Annotated in this window: 14 protein-coding genes; 8 read left to right on the plus strand and 6 right to left on the minus strand. The window is 72.0% G+C overall.

Annotated elements, in window-relative coordinates:
• The first annotated feature begins 10 nt into the window (after positions 1–10).
• Positions 11–772: an SDR family oxidoreductase gene (locus OHA64_RS10050; RefSeq protein WP_405611086.1), complete on the plus strand. Its 762-nt coding sequence runs from the start codon at positions 11–13 to the stop codon at positions 770–772.
• Between the two features lie 17 nt (positions 773–789).
• Positions 790–1,827, plus strand: a complete 1,038-nt coding sequence (locus tag OHA64_RS10055; protein ID WP_405611089.1) for an L-idonate 5-dehydrogenase — start codon at positions 790–792, stop codon at positions 1,825–1,827.
• A 33-nt stretch (positions 1,828–1,860) separates the two neighbouring features.
• Here the strand turns inward: OHA64_RS10055 and OHA64_RS10060 are convergent, their stop codons facing one another.
• The 6 genes from OHA64_RS10060 to OHA64_RS10085 form a co-directional block, all read right to left on the minus strand.
• Positions 1,861–3,864, minus strand: coding sequence for a nitrate- and nitrite sensing domain-containing protein (locus OHA64_RS10060; protein ID WP_405611092.1), 2,004 nt, complete (start codon positions 3,862–3,864; stop codon positions 1,861–1,863).
• Positions 3,865–3,913: 49 nt separating this feature from the next.
• Positions 3,914–4,723 carry an MHYT domain-containing protein gene (locus OHA64_RS10065; RefSeq protein WP_405611095.1) on the minus strand — a complete coding sequence of 270 codons (810 nt, stop codon included), beginning with the start codon at positions 4,721–4,723 and terminating at the stop codon, positions 3,914–3,916.
• A 439-nt stretch (positions 4,724–5,162) separates the two neighbouring features.
• Positions 5,163–5,789, minus strand: coding sequence for a cytochrome b/b6 domain-containing protein (locus tag OHA64_RS10070; protein ID WP_405611098.1), 627 nt, complete (start codon positions 5,787–5,789; stop codon positions 5,163–5,165).
• A gap of 2 nt (positions 5,790–5,791) precedes the next feature.
• Entirely contained in the window at positions 5,792–6,535 is a 744-nt protein-coding gene (locus OHA64_RS10075; RefSeq protein ID WP_405623921.1) for a molybdopterin-dependent oxidoreductase, read from the minus strand.
• 146 nt (positions 6,536–6,681) lie between these two features.
• Entirely contained in the window at positions 6,682–8,223 is a 1,542-nt protein-coding gene (locus OHA64_RS10080; protein WP_405611101.1) for an APC family permease, read from the minus strand.
• Positions 8,224–8,320: 97 nt separating this feature from the next.
• A complete protein-coding gene (locus tag OHA64_RS10085) occupies positions 8,321–9,265 on the minus strand; it encodes a hypothetical protein (RefSeq protein ID WP_405611104.1) in 945 nt (314 codons plus the stop codon).
• A 642-nt stretch (positions 9,266–9,907) separates the two neighbouring features.
• On the opposite strand from OHA64_RS10085, the gene OHA64_RS10090 reads away from it, so the two are divergent.
• The 6 genes from OHA64_RS10090 to OHA64_RS10115 all read left to right on the plus strand — a co-directional run bounded on the left by OHA64_RS10090 (position 9,908) and on the right by OHA64_RS10115 (position 14,907).
• Positions 9,908–10,801 carry a DMT family transporter gene (locus tag OHA64_RS10090; RefSeq protein ID WP_405611107.1) on the plus strand — a complete coding sequence of 298 codons (894 nt, stop codon included), beginning with the start codon at positions 9,908–9,910 and terminating at the stop codon, positions 10,799–10,801.
• 121 nt (positions 10,802–10,922) lie between these two features.
• The gene (locus OHA64_RS10095) at positions 10,923–11,438 is read left to right on the plus strand and encodes an NUDIX hydrolase (protein WP_405611110.1); all 516 of its coding nucleotides are present in this window, start codon (positions 10,923–10,925) and stop codon (positions 11,436–11,438) included.
• Between the two features lie 226 nt (positions 11,439–11,664).
• On the plus strand, positions 11,665–12,057 hold the full coding sequence (locus OHA64_RS10100; RefSeq protein ID WP_405611113.1) for a YidH family protein: 393 nt from the start codon (positions 11,665–11,667) through the stop codon (positions 12,055–12,057).
• On the plus strand, positions 12,054–12,383 hold the full coding sequence (locus OHA64_RS10105; RefSeq protein WP_405611116.1) for a DUF202 domain-containing protein: 330 nt from the start codon (positions 12,054–12,056) through the stop codon (positions 12,381–12,383). Before OHA64_RS10100 ends, OHA64_RS10105 begins: the two co-directional genes overlap by 4 nt.
• A 280-nt stretch (positions 12,384–12,663) precedes the next feature.
• Entirely contained in the window at positions 12,664–13,686 is a 1,023-nt protein-coding gene (locus OHA64_RS10110; protein WP_405611119.1) for a phosphotransferase family protein, read from the plus strand.
• A 6-nt stretch (positions 13,687–13,692) separates the two neighbouring features.
• Entirely contained in the window at positions 13,693–14,907 is a 1,215-nt protein-coding gene (locus tag OHA64_RS10115) for an acyl-CoA dehydrogenase family protein (protein WP_405611122.1), read from the plus strand.
• Positions 14,908–14,924 lie beyond the last annotated feature (17 nt).

Genomic DNA, 14,924 nt, shown 5'->3' on the forward strand with positions numbered 1-14,924 from the left:
GAGTACGTCGATGAGTCACCCCCTGTTCGACATCAGCGGCCGCACGGCCCTGGTCACCGGCTCCAGCCGGGGCATCGGGCTGGCGCTGGCCCGCGGCCTCGCCCAGGCGGGCTGCCGGGTCGTCCTCAACGGACGGGACGGCGAACGCCTCGCCGAGGCCGCCGCGGAGCTGCCCGGCGACGACGTCCACACGGCCGTGTTCGACGTGACCGACGGCCCGTCGGTCGCCGCCGGGATCGCGGATGTCGAACAGCGGGTGGGCCCGCTCGACATCCTGGTCAACAACGCGGGCATGCAACTGCGCGCCCCTCTGCTCGAGTTCACGGACTCGGACTGGCACCGGATCCTGGACACCAACCTGACCAGCGCGTTCCTGGTCGGCCGGGAAGCAGCCCGCCGGATGACGGAACGCGGCCACGGCAAGATCATCAACATCTGCTCGTTGCAGAGCGAGGTGGCCCGGCCCGGCATCGCGCCCTACGCCGCCACCAAGGGCGCGCTGAAGATGCTCACCAAGGGCATGTGCGCGGACTGGGGACCGCACGGCGTGCAGGTCAACGGTCTGGGGCCGGGATACATCGAGACGGAGCTGACCCAACCCCTTGTCCAGGACGAGGAGTTCAGCGCCTGGGTGCGGCGGCGCACCCCGGCCGGCCGCTGGGGCCGTACGGAGGACCTGGTGGGCGGGGTGCTGTTCCTCGCCTCGCCCGCCGCGGACTTCGTCGGCGGACAGGTGCTGTATGTCGACGGCGGCATGACGAGCGTGCTGTGACCTCCAGGGAGACCGCGATGCTGGGATGTGTGATCCACGGTCAGGGCGACCTGCGGGTCGAGGAGGTGCCGGTGCCGTCGCCGGGCCCCGGCCAGGCGCTGGTGGCCGTCCGCTACGGCGGTGTGTGCGGGTCCGACCTGCACTACTGGCGGCACGGCGGGGTCGGCGACTTCCGGCTCAAGGAGCCGATGGTGCTCGGCCACGAGGTGGTCGGAACGGTCGTCTCGTACGGCGACGGAGCGTCAGGCCCCGCTGCCGGTACGGCCGTCGCGGTGCACCCGGCGAGCCCCTGCGGGGTGTGCCCGGAGTGCGTGGACGGACGCCGGAACGTCTGCCGGGACACGCGCTACCTCGGCAGCGCGGCCCGCTTCCCGCACGTCCAGGGCGGCTTCGCGGCCCAAGTGGTCGTACCGGTCGAGCAGTTGAGGCCCCTTCCGGCCGGTCTGGAGCCGCGCCGGGCGGCGCTCGCGGAACCGCTGTCGGTGGCGCTGCACGCGGTGCGGCGGGCCGGGGACGTGCGCGGGCGGCACGTCCTGGTCACCGGCGCGGGGCCCATCGGGTGCCTCGTGGTCGCCGCGGCGAAGGCGGCGGGCGCCGCGCACGTGACGGTGACGGACCTGCTCCCGGCGGCACTGCGGTACGCGTCCGCCGCGGGCGCCGACACCGTCGTACGGGCGGACGATCCGGACGACGCCGGGTGGCCGGCTGAGGTGGACGCGGCCGTGGAGGCATCCGGAGTGGCCGCCGGGCTCGACGCCTGTCTGCGGCGGGTGCGGCGCGGCGGGGTCGTCGTGCAGCTCGGCATGCTGCCGCCCGGACCGAGCCCCTTCGCGGGCAACCTCGTGGTGAGCCGGGAGATCGAACTGCGGGGCGCGTTCCGCTTCGACGGGGAGTTCGACGAGGCGCTGGAACTGCTCGCGGCCGAGCCGGCGTTCGACGCCCTGGTCAGCGACGTGGTCCCGGTCGCGGAGGCGGAATCGGCGTTCGCGCTGGCCGCCGACCGGAGCCGGTCGTGCAAGGTGTTGCTGGACTTCGGCGTCCTCAGCGCACCCTGAGACATCACCACGTGTACCGAACCGGCGCACCCGCTACCCCCGCTGCTGAGGGATCAACGCCGAGGCGGGGGCCAGTGACCGGCCGCCGTCCTGACCGTCGGCGCGCACCTCGTCGTGCACCGGCATGTCGTCCCGTATGAGGTTCTCGCGGATGAGGACGGCCGCCGTGGCACCGCCGCTCTCCGAGGAGCGCAGTTCGACGCTCAGACCCTGCCGGGCGGCGATGCGGTTGACCACGAAGAGGCCGATCTGCTTGGCGTCGAGCAGGTCGATGTCCTCGGACTGGATCTTGCGGTTCGCCTCGGCCATCGCCTCCTCGTTCATGCCGAAGCCGCTGTCCTCGATCTCGATGAGGAGGCCCTCCCGCAGCCGGGCGGCCCGCAGCCGGACGTGGGCGCTGGGCGGGGAGAACGAGGCCGCGTTCTCGACGAGTTCGGCGAGCAGGTGGATGACGTCGGCGACGGAGCCGCCGTTGAGGGAGACGCGCGGTACCGGCCAGACCTGGACCCGGCCCGGCTGCTCGATCTCCGCGACGGCGGCCCGCAGGACGTCCACCAGCGGGATGGGGTCCCGCCATCCGCGTCCGGGTGCGATGCCGGACAGGATGAGCAGGCTCTCGGAGTGGCGGCGCATCCGGGTGGCGAGGTAGTCGACCTGGTACAGCTCCTGCACCTCGGCCGGGTCGCGCGGGCGCTGCTCCAGTTGGTGGAGCAGGTCGAGCTGGCGGTGCAGCAGCACCTGGCCGCGGCGGGCGATGCTGACGTACACCCCGGAGATACCGCTGAGCAGTTCGGCGCGCTCGGAGGCGGCCTTGAGCGCGGCCCGCTGCACGGCGGTGAGTGCGGTGCCCACCTGGGCGAGTTCGTCGCCGACGAGGCGGCGCATCGGGGCCTCGGCGTCGATGTCCACGCCCTGCCCGGCGTGCAGTCTGCGCATGGCCCGCGGCAGTCGGCGCCCGGCGACTTCGAGGGCGTCGTCGCGCAGTTCGAGCAGTTCGACGATGAGCCCCCGGCCGACCCCCACGGACACGAGCAGCGACAGCAGCACGCCCAGCAGACCGAGGATGACGGCGACGCCGGAGGCACCCAGCGTGTCCCAGCCGAACGGGTTCGCCTTGGCCGTGGCCCCCGTGCCGGCGTCCGACTCGGCCTCGCCGAACCCCTTCAGCACGGCGTCGGCGTCCTTGTCCCAGTCCTTCAGGAAGCCCGTGGAGATGACCGAGGCGCCGGGCCCGGCGCCGCGCACCCGGTTCTCACCGGCGGCGAACCCTGCGTAGTTCGAGCTTTGCAGCACCGCGTTGTACGCCGCCTGGTGGACCGCCTTCAGGTCGGCGATTGCGGGTTTCAGCAGCTCCTGCTGGGTGGCGACGGCGCCGACGAACAGCGTGTACTGCTCCGTGGTGAGCTTGCCGGCCCCGCTCCCCGCGGCGAGGAGTGCCTGTTCCTGGGCCACGGCCTCGCGGGCGCGGGCGAGTTCGAGCACGACCCGCGCCTCGGATGCGGCGTCGGTGCCGTTCTCGCCGGTGAGCGCGCCGGTGACGGCGAAGGCGTGCTCGATGACCGTCGAGTATCCCGTGAACGCCGTCCGGGAACCGTCCTTCGCCTCGGTCTGCTCGCGCAGCGCTGTGAGTCCACGCGCGTCGGCCTCCAGGCGGTCGATGCGCGTGGGCAGCCCGGCGTCGAGGAGCTCGGCGTCCGCGGTCGCGGCGTCGGCGCCGTTGCGGAGAGCGGTGGCGGCGTCGTCGGTGGCCTTGCCCGCTGCTTTGAGAGCGTCGAGACCTGCCGTGTTCCCGGCGGCCGCGTGGCGTGTGGCGGCGGTCCGCTCGGTCTGCAGTGCGGTGATGAACTCGTCGACGGGGGTGAGGAGTTCGGCGTTGACGTCCTTGACCCGCTGGGTGTCGCCGATGTGGGAGGCGGTGGTCACCGCGGCGTATCCCCACAGTGCCATGAGGGACACGATGGGCAGCATGAGCAGGGCGACGATCTTGGCCCGGACCGATCTGGGGCGCAGCCGTGCCGTTGTAGGGGTGACACGCATGGGATACCTCTTCGAGGGTGTGTGCGGTGCGGCTCTGCGGACGGACGGCTCAGACGGTCGCGGTGGCGGCGGGCTCCGTGGTCGTCGCGGTGGAGAGCTCGACCTCGCGCAACAGCTCGGCGGCGACGGACTCGGCGCGCTTGCCGGTCGGGGAGAGCGCCACGTACGCGGAGGCGAGGAAGAGGAACGAGCCGAGCACCACGGCGAGCGGGAAGAGGAACTCGGTGGCCGTGACCCCGGGCAGCTCCGCGCTGCTGGGCGCGAGGCTGACGCCGACGGCGTACATGGCGGTGTAGTGCATGCTGCTGACCGCGAGCCCCATGACGAGCGCGGCGACGACGGTGAGGACGGGGCCGCGCACGATGAGGGTGAGGGTGAGCGCGGCGGTCGCTGCGACGACGGCGATCACGACGGAGGCGGCGACGAAGGGCGGGTCGTAGTCGACGGAGCCGTGCAGGTTGAGCGCGGCCATGCCGGTGTAGTGCATGGCCGCGACACCCAGTCCGGTGCCGAGCCCGCCGAGCACCACCGCCGCCACGCGCGAGCGCCCGTACCCGGCGGTGAAGACGCCGGCGCTGACGACGGCGATGGCCATGACGAGGCTGAGCAGGGTCAGCGGGACGTCGTAGCGGATGGGGGTGCCCTCGACGCCGAAGCCCATCATCGCGACGAAGTGCATGGTCCAGATTCCGGAGCCGATCGCGAACGACGCCAGCAGCAGCCAGTTCCGTTTCGAGGCGCCGTCGGCGTCAAGCGCCCTGACGGTGCATCGCAGGCCGAGCGCCGAGCCGACGCAGGCCATGACGTAGGACAGGACGGGCGTGACCCATCCGGCGCTGAAGTGGTCCATGTGCCCCATGGAAAACCCCTCTCGCCCGCCGGGCGGTCAGCACAGCGCGCACGGTGGTACCGCCGGTGACCAGAGACATGGGGGGAACGAGATCAAGCCACTGGTTGCCGGAGGCCGGTGCGGACAAAAATACTGCCGTGTGCGCAACACTCCCGTTTGCGCGCAAGTGCTTCACATTCCTCTTACTGCGCCCACATTTTCCTTGCCAACGCGACGTGCGTGCCCGCCCGCGACCGTCGGATCGGGTATCAGGAGGGCCCGGGACGGCCAGGAACGACAGACTCCGCCCACCTCCAACGTGGCCGAAAGGTGCCCCCGGAAGGGGTGTTGAAGACCCGTCGTCGGCGACGACGGCAGCCTCACGATCCGTCAGCGGACGGCGAGTTGGGGAGTTGGGAGCGACGAGCTGGGAAGGACCAGCTGGGAACTACGAGCCGGCCACGACGAGCTACGGGCGCCACAGCGGATGCTCCCGCTCCGCCCATTCCCGGCTGACCTTTCCCGTCCGCAGGCCACGGCGGGCCTCCGGGTCCCCGAGTGCCATGCCGATGTGGCCGCCCAGGACGATGCCGACGGTGAGGGCGAGCCAGTCGTGGACGAAGGTCGCGCTGGTGCGCCACTGGATCGGGGTGAGATGGGTGAACCACATCAGCAGGCCCGTGCCGAGCATCACCAGGGTGGCTCCGGCGATCCAGGCCGCGTAGACCTTCTGCCCGGCGTTGAACTTGCCGGCCGGTCGGGACCCGGGCCGTTTGTCGCGGCGCAGGGCGGCGCGCAGCCAGACGCGGTCGTGCGGGCCGAAGCGGTTCAGGAAGCGCAGGTCGGCGCGGAACGCGCGGGAGGCGAGGCCCACCAGCACCGGGACGGGCAGCGCGAGTCCGGCCCACTCGTGGACGCGGACCACCAGCTCGCGGCGGCCGACGAGTTCGGCGAACTGCGGGACGTAGAGGCAGGCGGCCGTCACCACGCACACGCCCATCAGGGCGGCCGTGGTGCGGTGCACCCACCGCTGGGTGGGGCCGAAGCGGCGGACGCGGGACGCCTGCGGCGTCGGGGTGTCGGTTCCCAGGCTCATGGTCAACTCGTGGGCTTGTCGTCGCGGCCGTTCGAACGGCCGACCCAGGCGTCGACGTCGTAGCCGCGCTCCTCCCAGTAGCCGGGCTTCACGTCCTCGGTCACGGTGATGCCGGACAGCCACTTGGCGGACTTGTAGAAGTACATCGGCGCCACGTAGAGGCGGACCGGGCCGCCGTGGGAGTGGCCGATCTCCTTGTCCTGCATGCGCAGGGCGACCAGGACGTCCGCGCGGCGGGCCTGGTCGAGGGTGAGGCTCTCGGTGTACGCCCCGTCGAAGCAGGTGAAGCGCACCGCCCCGGCCGAGGCGCGCACTCCCGCCGCGTCCAGGAGCCGGGACAGGCGTACCCCCTCGAAGGGGGTGTCGGGGACCCGCCAGCCGGTGACGCACTGGACGTCCTTGACCATGCGGGTCTGCGGCAGATCTCGCAGGTCGCCCATCGTGTACGACCGCGGGTGGTCGACGAGGCCGCCGACGGTGAGGCGGTAGGTGTCCGCGTTCTTCTTGGGCACGGAGGACGTGACCGAGTAGTAGCGGAAACCGCCGCCGTTCGGAAGCAGGCCGGTCAGGCCGGTCGGGTCCTTGTCGGCGGCGCTGCCGAGGAAGGCCTCCAGGCCGCGTTGCAGGGTGGGTGCGGCGACCACACCGAGCGCGCCCAGGCCGAGGGTGCCCAGGAGGACTCGGCGGCCGATCGGCGCACCTCGTTCCTCGGGTCGTTCCGGGCTCGGCTCCTCGGGGCGGCTCATGCCTGGTTCCGCGGGGCGGTTCGTGCCGGCTTCCTCGGGCTGTTCGGAGTTCACCTTCTCATTCGAGCACCCGCGACCCCCGCCGGACCAGGGATAGCGGGTGCTCGTCAGAGTTCCGTAACCACTTCTCACTCCGCTCTCAGCGTCTACGGCGTCCGCTCCGCCGCCTTCTCGAGCTGGAACGCCTCGTTGCCGAGCCCGATGCGGGCGTGCGCCTCGGGGCGGCGGGCCCGCAGGACCACGCCCTGCAGCAGGCCGACGATCAGGGCGAGAGCGATGATGCCGGGCAGGACCCAGCTCAGCGAGGAGTCCGGGCCCGCGCCGACCAGGACGTCGAAATCCTTGACCGTGTAGCCGGCGATCACCAGCAGGGCGACGCCCGCGACGGCGGAGGTGAGCAGCCGCCCGGCCTGGGCGCGCACGGCCCCGCGCCGCGCGAAGAACACCACGACCGAGAACGAGGCCGCCGCCATCAGCACGATCACACCGAGCGCCCCGATGTTTCCGAACCACGTGAACAGGTGCAGGACGGGTCCGGTCGGATCGCCGGCCGGCTTGTCGTCGGCGACCGCGAAGCCGACGACGATCACCACGGAGACGGCCGTCTGGAGCAGCGAGCCGGTGCCGGGGGCGCCGCTCGCGCCGGTCGTACGGCCGAACGCGGCCGGCAGCAGGCCTTCGCGGCCCATGGCGAAGGCGTACCGGGCGACGACGTTGTGGAAGCTGAGCAGGGCGGCGAACATGCCGGTCACGAACAGGATGTGCAGGGCGTCGGTGAAGGTGGCGCCGAGGCGGGACTCGGTGAGGGAGAACAGCAGTCCGGCGCTCTGTTTCTGCGACTCGCCGACGATGGCGGAGGGGCCGGCGGCGACGGTGAGGGCCCAGCTGCTGAGCGCGAAGAAGACGGCGACCCCGCCGACCGCGAGGAACATCACGCGCGGCACCAGGATGTGCGGCCGGCTGGTCTCCTCGGCGTACACGGGGGCCTGCTCGAAGCCGAGGAAGGCGGCGATGCAGAAGCACAGCGCGGTGCCGACCCCGGCGCCGGTGAGGGTGTCGGGGTTGAAGGCGTGCAGGGACAGGCCCTCCTTGGCGGGGTCGGCGACCGCCGCGATGTCGAAGATCACGACCAGGGCGACCTCGATGACCAGCAGAACGCCGAGCACGCGGGCGTTGACGTCGATCTTCAGCCAGCCGAGCGCGCCGACGACCAGCGCGGCCAGCAGCGCCGGTATCCACCAGGCGATCTGGAGGTCGGCGTAGGTGGCGAACAGGCCGGAGACCTCGAAGCCGAAGATCCCGTAGATGCCGACCTGGAGGGCGTTGTAGGCGACGAGGGCGACGAGCGCGGCGCTCGCCCCGGCCGTGGCGCCGAGGCCGCGGGAGATGTACGCGTAGAAGGCGCCCGCGTTGTGGACGTGCCGGCTCATCTCCGCGTAGCCGACGCCGAACAGGACCAGGACCACACCGAGGACGACGAAGAGGAGCGGCTGTCCCACGATGCCCATCACCGCGAATGTGGTGGGCATGACACCCGCAACGACCATGAGGGGGGCGGTGGCGGCGAGGACGGAGAGCAGCAGGCCCCCGGTGCCGAGACGGTCGGCGCGCAGGGCCCGCTCCTGGCCCTTGAACGTGCTGATGCCGTCGCGCGTGGCTTTTCTCGTGTTGGAGCTGTCCGTTGTCACGGGAGGACCGTTCTGTTCGGAGGATCGGGGGATCGGATCTGTTCGGAGGATCGGGGGATCGGAGGATCGGGGGTCGGGAGAATTCGGGGCAAGGGCGTTACGCCGTGCCGAGCGCGTGGTCGCGGGCGGCGCGGAAGGCGGTGTACGGCTCACGGTCCGGGTACGACCAGGGAGCCGGGGTGGGGTGTTCGCCGATGCGGTGGAACAGGGCGGCGGCCTCGGCGCCCCGGCCCTCGCAGACCTTGGCGTGAGCGAGGAAGTTCAGGTCGACCAGTCGGCGGGGGTGGCCCTCCTGCTCCCACTCCAGCCACCAGTCGAAGGCGGCCTTCATCACCTGCCGGGCCCGGCGGCCGGTCCAGTGCCGGGAGATCGCCGGGTCGGGGGGCTCGTGGCCGGTGGCGGCGAGGACTCGGTAGCGCTCGGCGTGCGCCACGACCGGGAGGATCGCGAGCGGGGAGTCGGCGGGTGCCTGTTCGGCGGCCCAGGCGGCGAAGTCGTAGACCTCGTGCAAGGGGTCCGGGCCGGCGGCGGAACCGTGCTCGGCGAGGCGGGCGACCATCAGATGGTGGGCGTGGTGGTGGTCGGGGTGCCGGGCGCGGACCTCGCCGAACAGCCGGCCGACCTCGTCACCGGAGCCCAGGGACTGCTCCAGCAGGAGCAGCCCGAGCCAGGGGGTGGGGTCGGCGGGCGCGCGCGAGGCGGCGGACCGGCAGGACTCACGGGCCCGTGCCGGTTCCTCCTTGCCCCGCAGGGCGCGCCGGACCTGCGCGAGGGCGAGCAGGACGGCGGCGTCGGCGGAGTCGGGCTCGGCGAGCAGCCAGTCGTTGGCCCAGGCGGCGCAGTAGGGCTCCCGGGCGAGAACCGTCACCCGGTGCCCGCGGCGGTCCCACTCGTCCCCCGTGGAGGCCAGCAGCGTACGGGCCGCCTGCCATCGCCCCTGCGCGAGCGCGGCTCGCGCGGACACGAGCTCGGTGTCGTCCAGGGCGGCGTCGAGCGCGTGGGCGGCGGCACGCTTGCGGCTGAGTCCTGCTTTTCGGATCACGTCGGCTCCGCGGGACGGCGCCTGGAAGCGCGGGTGAGGGGGGTCATGGGGAGTCCCCTGCCCGAGCGGGGCCGCGGGCCGGGGGAAGCGTGCGGCTGCGGGGCGGAGTCGGGCGCCGCGATGCCGGTCACGTTTCCTGGTGAGTGCTGGCCGGCCTCCTGGGGCAGGGCGCGATCCGAACGGCAGGCCTCTGGGCCGTGGGGCGGGGGTGGGGACACCGCGGGGACTTCCTCACGCGACGCGGCTCATGGTCGGTTGTGCCGACGGGCCGGCCGGTTCACCCGGTCCCGGGTATTGCGGCTTGTCGTCAGCTGATCACGCACAGCCAATCCCCAGCCAACGGTTTCCGTCAAGTGCCGCCGGGACGTTACACGCGTCAACTCTAGGGATTCACTTAGTACTTGTGCATTCACAGGAGAGGGACGGCCCCCGTCGGGGGCGGCGTCTGTGTCGTACGCCATGGCGCCGACCGGCTCGGCACCGCACCATGGCAGGACGGACATGGTCCCGCCTTTGATCGATCGGGCGGCGTGACCGCGTCGACCGCCCGAATCCGGGTACTCCCAGGGGCAAGCCGGGCCCTGGGCCGCTACAGTCAGCCCCCTACGCACCCCGTGGCCCGGCTGGATCGAGGTACGCAGCGTGTCGGTACTGGTTCTTGTTCTCGCCGTGAGCGCGGCCTGCTGTCTGGGCTTCGGGTTCGTGCTCCAGCAGAACGCCGCCCGCCAGGCACCGATGAGCGACTTCCTGTCGTTCCGGCTTCTCCTGGACCTGATGAGGGTGCCGCGCTGGCTCGGCGGCATCGGCCTGATGGTGGCCGGCATGGCCCTCGGCGCGATCGCGCTGGGCAAGGGTGAGATCTCCCTGGTGGAACCGCTCCTCGCGACGAACCTGCTGTTCGCCCTCGCCCTCTCCCGCAGGCAGACCAAGCAGCCGCTGGGCCGCCAGGGCTGGGCCGGTCTCCTGCTGCTGGCCGGCGGGGTGACGGCGTTCATCGTGGCGGGCCAGCCACGCGGCGGCAACGCGGTCACCGACCCGCTGCGCCACTGGCTGATCATCGGCGTGATGATCGGTCTCGCGCTGCTGCTCACGACGTACGCGAAGCGTTCCCGGCTCAGCTCCGGACCGGTCCTTCTGGCGGTGGCGGCCGGCCTGCTGTACGGCGTGCAGGACGCCCTGACCCGGGTGAGCGGGGAGCGGTTCTCGGAGGGCGGCCTCGTCGAGGTACTGACCGGCTGGCAGCCGTACGCCGTCCTGGCGCTCGGTGTCACCGGCCTGGTCCTGGTGCAGAGCGCGTTCGAGACGGCACCCCTGCGCATGTCGCTGCCCGCCCTGACGGCGGCCCAGCCGCTGGCCGGGATCGTCTGCGGCGTCGGCTTCCTCGGTGACCGGCTGCGCACCGACCCCGGCGCGCTGGCCTGGGAGGCGGCCGGTCTCGCGGCGATCGTGGTCGGCATCGTCCTGCTGGGCCTCCACCCGGCGATGCCGCGCGGTGTGACACCGCCCGAACGGGCACGTGACCTGCAACCGCGCTGACGGCTCCGCCCTCTCGCCCCACTCGCCCCTCTCGCCGCCCGCCTGCTCGCGCGGGGTCGCACGGGCTGTGTTTGGTTATATGGAGCGTTTGGTTGTATGGAGCGTTTGGTTGTATGGAGCCATGAGCGCTGCTGACGAGATCCTCGACATCGTCGACGAGAACGACCAGGTCATCGGGCAGTCCCCGCGCGGTGCGGCCTACGCGCGGGGCCTGCGCCATCGCTGCGTCTTCATCCAGGCCCGGGACGCGGCGGGTCGGCTCTTCGTCCACCGCCGCACACCGACCAAGCTGGTCTTTCCCTCGCTGTACGACATGTTCGTCGGCGGAGTGGTCGGCGCGGGCGAGTCCTACGACGACGCGGCCCTGCGCGAGGCCGAGGAGGAGCTGGGGGTGACGGGCCTCCCCCGCCCCGAACACCTCTTCAGGTTCCTCTACGACGACGGCGCCGGGCAGACCTGGTGGTCGGCCGTGTACGAGGTCCGCTGCGACCTCCCGGTCAGCCCCCAGGTCGAGGAGGTGGCCTGGCACGCCTTCCTGCCCGAGGACGAGGTCGAGCGGCGCCTGCGGGAGTGGCGGTGGGTACCGGACGGACTGGCGGCGTACGAGCGGCTGAAAGCGCACCGGTCGGCGGGCTGAGTCAGTGAACGTCGACGCCGACTGCCGGCGAGCGATCGACAGGCCGTGCAGCCATCAGCCCGTCCGGCGCTCGAGGACGAGGCCCGCTCGAGGACGAGGCCCACTTGAGGACGAGGCCGTTCTGGCCCCAGCCGGCCCGGGGGCGGCAGCCCCCGGCGACGGCGAGCCCGCGGGCCACGGTCGGCCCAAGCCCAGCGCGGCGGAACCGCCGGGTAGGGTCCTCGGCGTGATCGGTTTCGCACGGAACGTTCGGTTGTGGTTCGCCCCGCGGGATCTCCGGCAGGAGGGCGGCACCCCCGACTACCGCTTCTCGCTGGCGAACGAGCGCACCTTCCTCGCATGGCTGCGCACCGCGCTCGCGCTGATCGGCGGCGGCTTCGCCGTGGACCAGTTCCTGCCGGACCTGCGCTGGGGCTGGCGGGTCGGGCTCGCGCTGGCGCTGCTCGCCGCGGGTGTGCTGTGCTCGCTGCGTGCGGTGAACCATTGGGTGCGCTGCGAACGGGCCATGCGCCGGGGCGAGGACCTGCCGGTGTCACGGTTCCCGGCGTTGCTGAGCATCGCGGTCGCGGTCGTGGCCGTCGCGATGGTCTTCGTGGTGCTCGTCGGGTGGGAGGGGTGAGCGGGACGGCCCCTGAGGGCACGGACCGGGATCCCGGCCTCCAGCCGGAGCGGACCCGGCTCGCCTGGCGGCGGACGACCCTGTCCAGCACCGTGGCCGCCCTGCTGGCCATGAAGGCCACGCTGCACGGCGGAGTCTCGGTGGCCGGGGTCACCGTGTGCGCGCTGTCCGGTGCCCTGTGGCTGGGCTTCCTGCTCGTCGCCCACCGCCGCATCCGCGTCCTGTCGGCGACGAGCAGCCCCACGGCGCTGGCCCCGCGGGACGCGACGACGGGGGCACTCCTGACCGTGGCGCTGGCCGTCTGCGCGGCGGCGCTGGTCTTCTAGGGCCGGCCGGAGAAGACCAGAGAAGGCCGGCCGGAGAAGAACCGAGCAGGACCGAGGAGAGTAAGCCTCCGATCAGCCGCATGCCTCACACGGACCCCGCAAGCAACTCCCGGCCGCGCCGACCGCTCCCCGTCGCCACCGGCGGGGAGCGGTCCGCCTATCGTGGCTCCGATCACGTTCTGCCCCGGCCCTGGACGACATACCGACCGGTCGGCATCATGGAGCAGTCCCGTTCACGCGCCCGCGGGCCCCGTGCACACCGCACACGTAAGGAGCATCGATGAGCCCCGACCACCCGCCAGGACTCGATCTCGACCGGCTGCGCGCCCTGCTCGACCGTGAGCGGCCCGGCCTGGTGCAGGGCCCGCTGACCGGCCGGCTGATCGAGGGCGGACGGTCGAACCTCACGTACGCGCTCTCCGACGGCAGCGCGAAGTGGGTCGTCAGACGGCCCCCGCTCGGCCATGTTCTGGCCACCGCGCACGACATGAAGCGCGAGCACCGGGTCATCAGCGCGCTGCACCCGACCGAGGTGCCGGTGCCGCGACCGGTGCTGCTCTGCGAGGACGAGGAGGTGCTGGGCTCGTCCTTCTACGTCATGGAGTTCGTGGAGGGCACCCCGTACCGCACCGCCGACCAGCTGGCCCCGCTCGGCCCCGCGCGTACCCGGGAGGCCGTCCTCGCGCTGGTCGACACGCTCGTCGAGCTGCACGCGGTGGATCCCGCCAAGGTGGGTCTGGCCGACTTCGGCCGGCCCGAGGGCTTCCTGGACCGGCAACTGCGGCGCTGGGGCAAGCAGTTGGACGCCTCCCGCAACCGTGAGCTGGCCGGGATCGACGAGCTGCACGCGACGCTCGGCCGCGCCATGCCGCACTCCCCCGACCCGACGGTCGTGCACGGCGACTACCGGCTCGACAACGTGCTGATCGGCGACGACGACCGGATCAAGGCCATCCTCGACTGGGAGATGTCGACGCTCGGCGATCCGCTGACCGACCTGGGTCTGCTGGTGATGTACAGCCTGCCGCTCGGTGCGCCCGACTCGCCGGTGTCCACGACCGCCGAGGCCCCCGGGCACCCGGATCCCGCCGAACTGATCGAGCGGTACGCGGCGCGCTCGGGCCGTGACGTCTCCGCGGTCTCCTGGTACACGGCGTTCGCGTGGTTCAAGCTCGCCGTGATCCTGGAGGGCATCCACTACCGCTACACCCTGGGCCAGACGGTCGGCCGCGGCTTCGACCGCATCGGCGACCTGGTCCCGGTCTTCATCGAGCACGGCCTGACCACCCTTCAGGAAGGCTGACCAGACATGGACTTCGCGTTCGACGCGCGCACCGAGGAACTACGCGCCAAGCTGCTCGCCTTCATGGACGAGTACGTCTACCCGGCCGAGGCCGTCGCGCACGAGCAGCGCGAGAAGCTCGCCTCGCCGTGGGACACCCCGGCCGTGGTCGAGGAGGTGAAGGCGGAGGCCCGCAGGCAGGGCCTGTGGAACCTCTTCCTCCCGGACTCCGAGTACGGCGCCGGCCTGACCAACCTCCAGTACGCGCCCCTCGCCGAGATCACCGGCCGTTCACCGCAGTTGGCGCCCACGGTGACGAACTGCGCGGCTCCGGACACCGGCAACATGGAGGTGCTGACGCAGTTCGGCGACGAGCAGCAGAAGAAGCAGTGGCTGGAACCGCTGCTGGCGGGCGAGATCCGCTCGGCGTTCGCGATGACCGAGCCGGAGGTGGCCTCCTCGGACGCCACCAACATCACCACGCACATCCGGCGGGAGGGCGACGAGTACGTCATCTCCGGCCGCAAGTGGTACATCTCCGGGGCGATGAACCCGGACTGCAAGATCTTCATCGTGATGGGCAAGACCGATCCGGACGGCGACGACATCCGCCGTCAGCAGTCCATGGTCCTGGTCCCGCGCGACACCCCGGGCGTCACGGTGAAGCGCGCCATGCAGGTCTTCGGGTACGAGGACCACTACCACGGCGGCCACGCCGAGGTCGTCTTCGACGGGGCGCGGGTGCCGGTGTCGAACCTGATCGGCGAGGAGGGCGGCGGCTTCGCCATCGCCCAGGCCCGTCTCGGCCCCGGCCGCATCCACCACTGCATGCGACTGATCGGCATGGCCGAGCGGGCGATCGAGCTGATGTGCAGGCGGGCCGTCTCGCGCGACGCCTTCGGCAAGGCGCTGGCCCAGCAGGGCGTGGTGCACAACTGGATCGCGGACGCGCGGGTGGCCGTGGAGCAGCTTCGGCTGCTGGTCCTCAAGACGGCCTGGATGATGGACACGGTCGGCAACCGGGGCGCCCACGCGGAGATCCAGGCCATCAAGATCGCCACGCCCCGCACGGTCGTCGACATCATCGACCGCGCGATCCAGCTGCACGGCGCGGGCGGCGTCAGCCAGGACTTCCCGTTGGCCGAGCTCTACGCCGGAGCCCGCACCCTGATGATCGCCGACGGCCCGGACGAGGTGCACCAGCGCTCGCTGGCGCGGCGGGAGTTGAAGAAGTACCTGTGAGGTGACGCGGTGAGGGG

The organism is Streptomyces sp. NBC_00076 (assembly GCF_045041235.1).
Lineage (GTDB): Bacteria > Actinomycetota > Actinomycetes > Streptomycetales > Streptomycetaceae > Streptomyces.

Excerpts from the sequence above, each read along its gene's own strand:
- OHA64_RS10050 (WP_405611086.1), top strand. The coding sequence starts at position 11 with ATGAGTCACCCCCTGTTCGACATCAGCGGCCGCACGGCCCTGGTCACC.
- OHA64_RS10055 (WP_405611089.1), top strand. The coding sequence starts at position 790 with ATGCTGGGATGTGTGATCCACGGTCAGGGCGACCTGCGGGTCGAGGAG.
- OHA64_RS10060 (WP_405611092.1), bottom strand. The coding sequence starts at position 3,864 with ATGCGTGTCACCCCTACAACGGCACGGCTGCGCCCCAGATCGGTCCGG.
- OHA64_RS10065 (WP_405611095.1), bottom strand. The coding sequence starts at position 4,723 with ATGGGGCACATGGACCACTTCAGCGCCGGATGGGTCACGCCCGTCCTG.
- OHA64_RS10070 (WP_405611098.1), bottom strand. The coding sequence starts at position 5,789 with ATGAGCCTGGGAACCGACACCCCGACGCCGCAGGCGTCCCGCGTCCGC.
- OHA64_RS10075 (WP_405623921.1), bottom strand. The coding sequence starts at position 6,535 with ATGAGCCGCCCCGAGGAGCCGAGCCCGGAACGACCCGAGGAACGAGGT.
- OHA64_RS10095 (WP_405611110.1), top strand. The coding sequence starts at position 10,923 with ATGAGCGCTGCTGACGAGATCCTCGACATCGTCGACGAGAACGACCAG.
- OHA64_RS10110 (WP_405611119.1), top strand. The coding sequence starts at position 12,664 with ATGAGCCCCGACCACCCGCCAGGACTCGATCTCGACCGGCTGCGCGCC.
- OHA64_RS10115 (WP_405611122.1), top strand. The coding sequence starts at position 13,693 with ATGGACTTCGCGTTCGACGCGCGCACCGAGGAACTACGCGCCAAGCTG.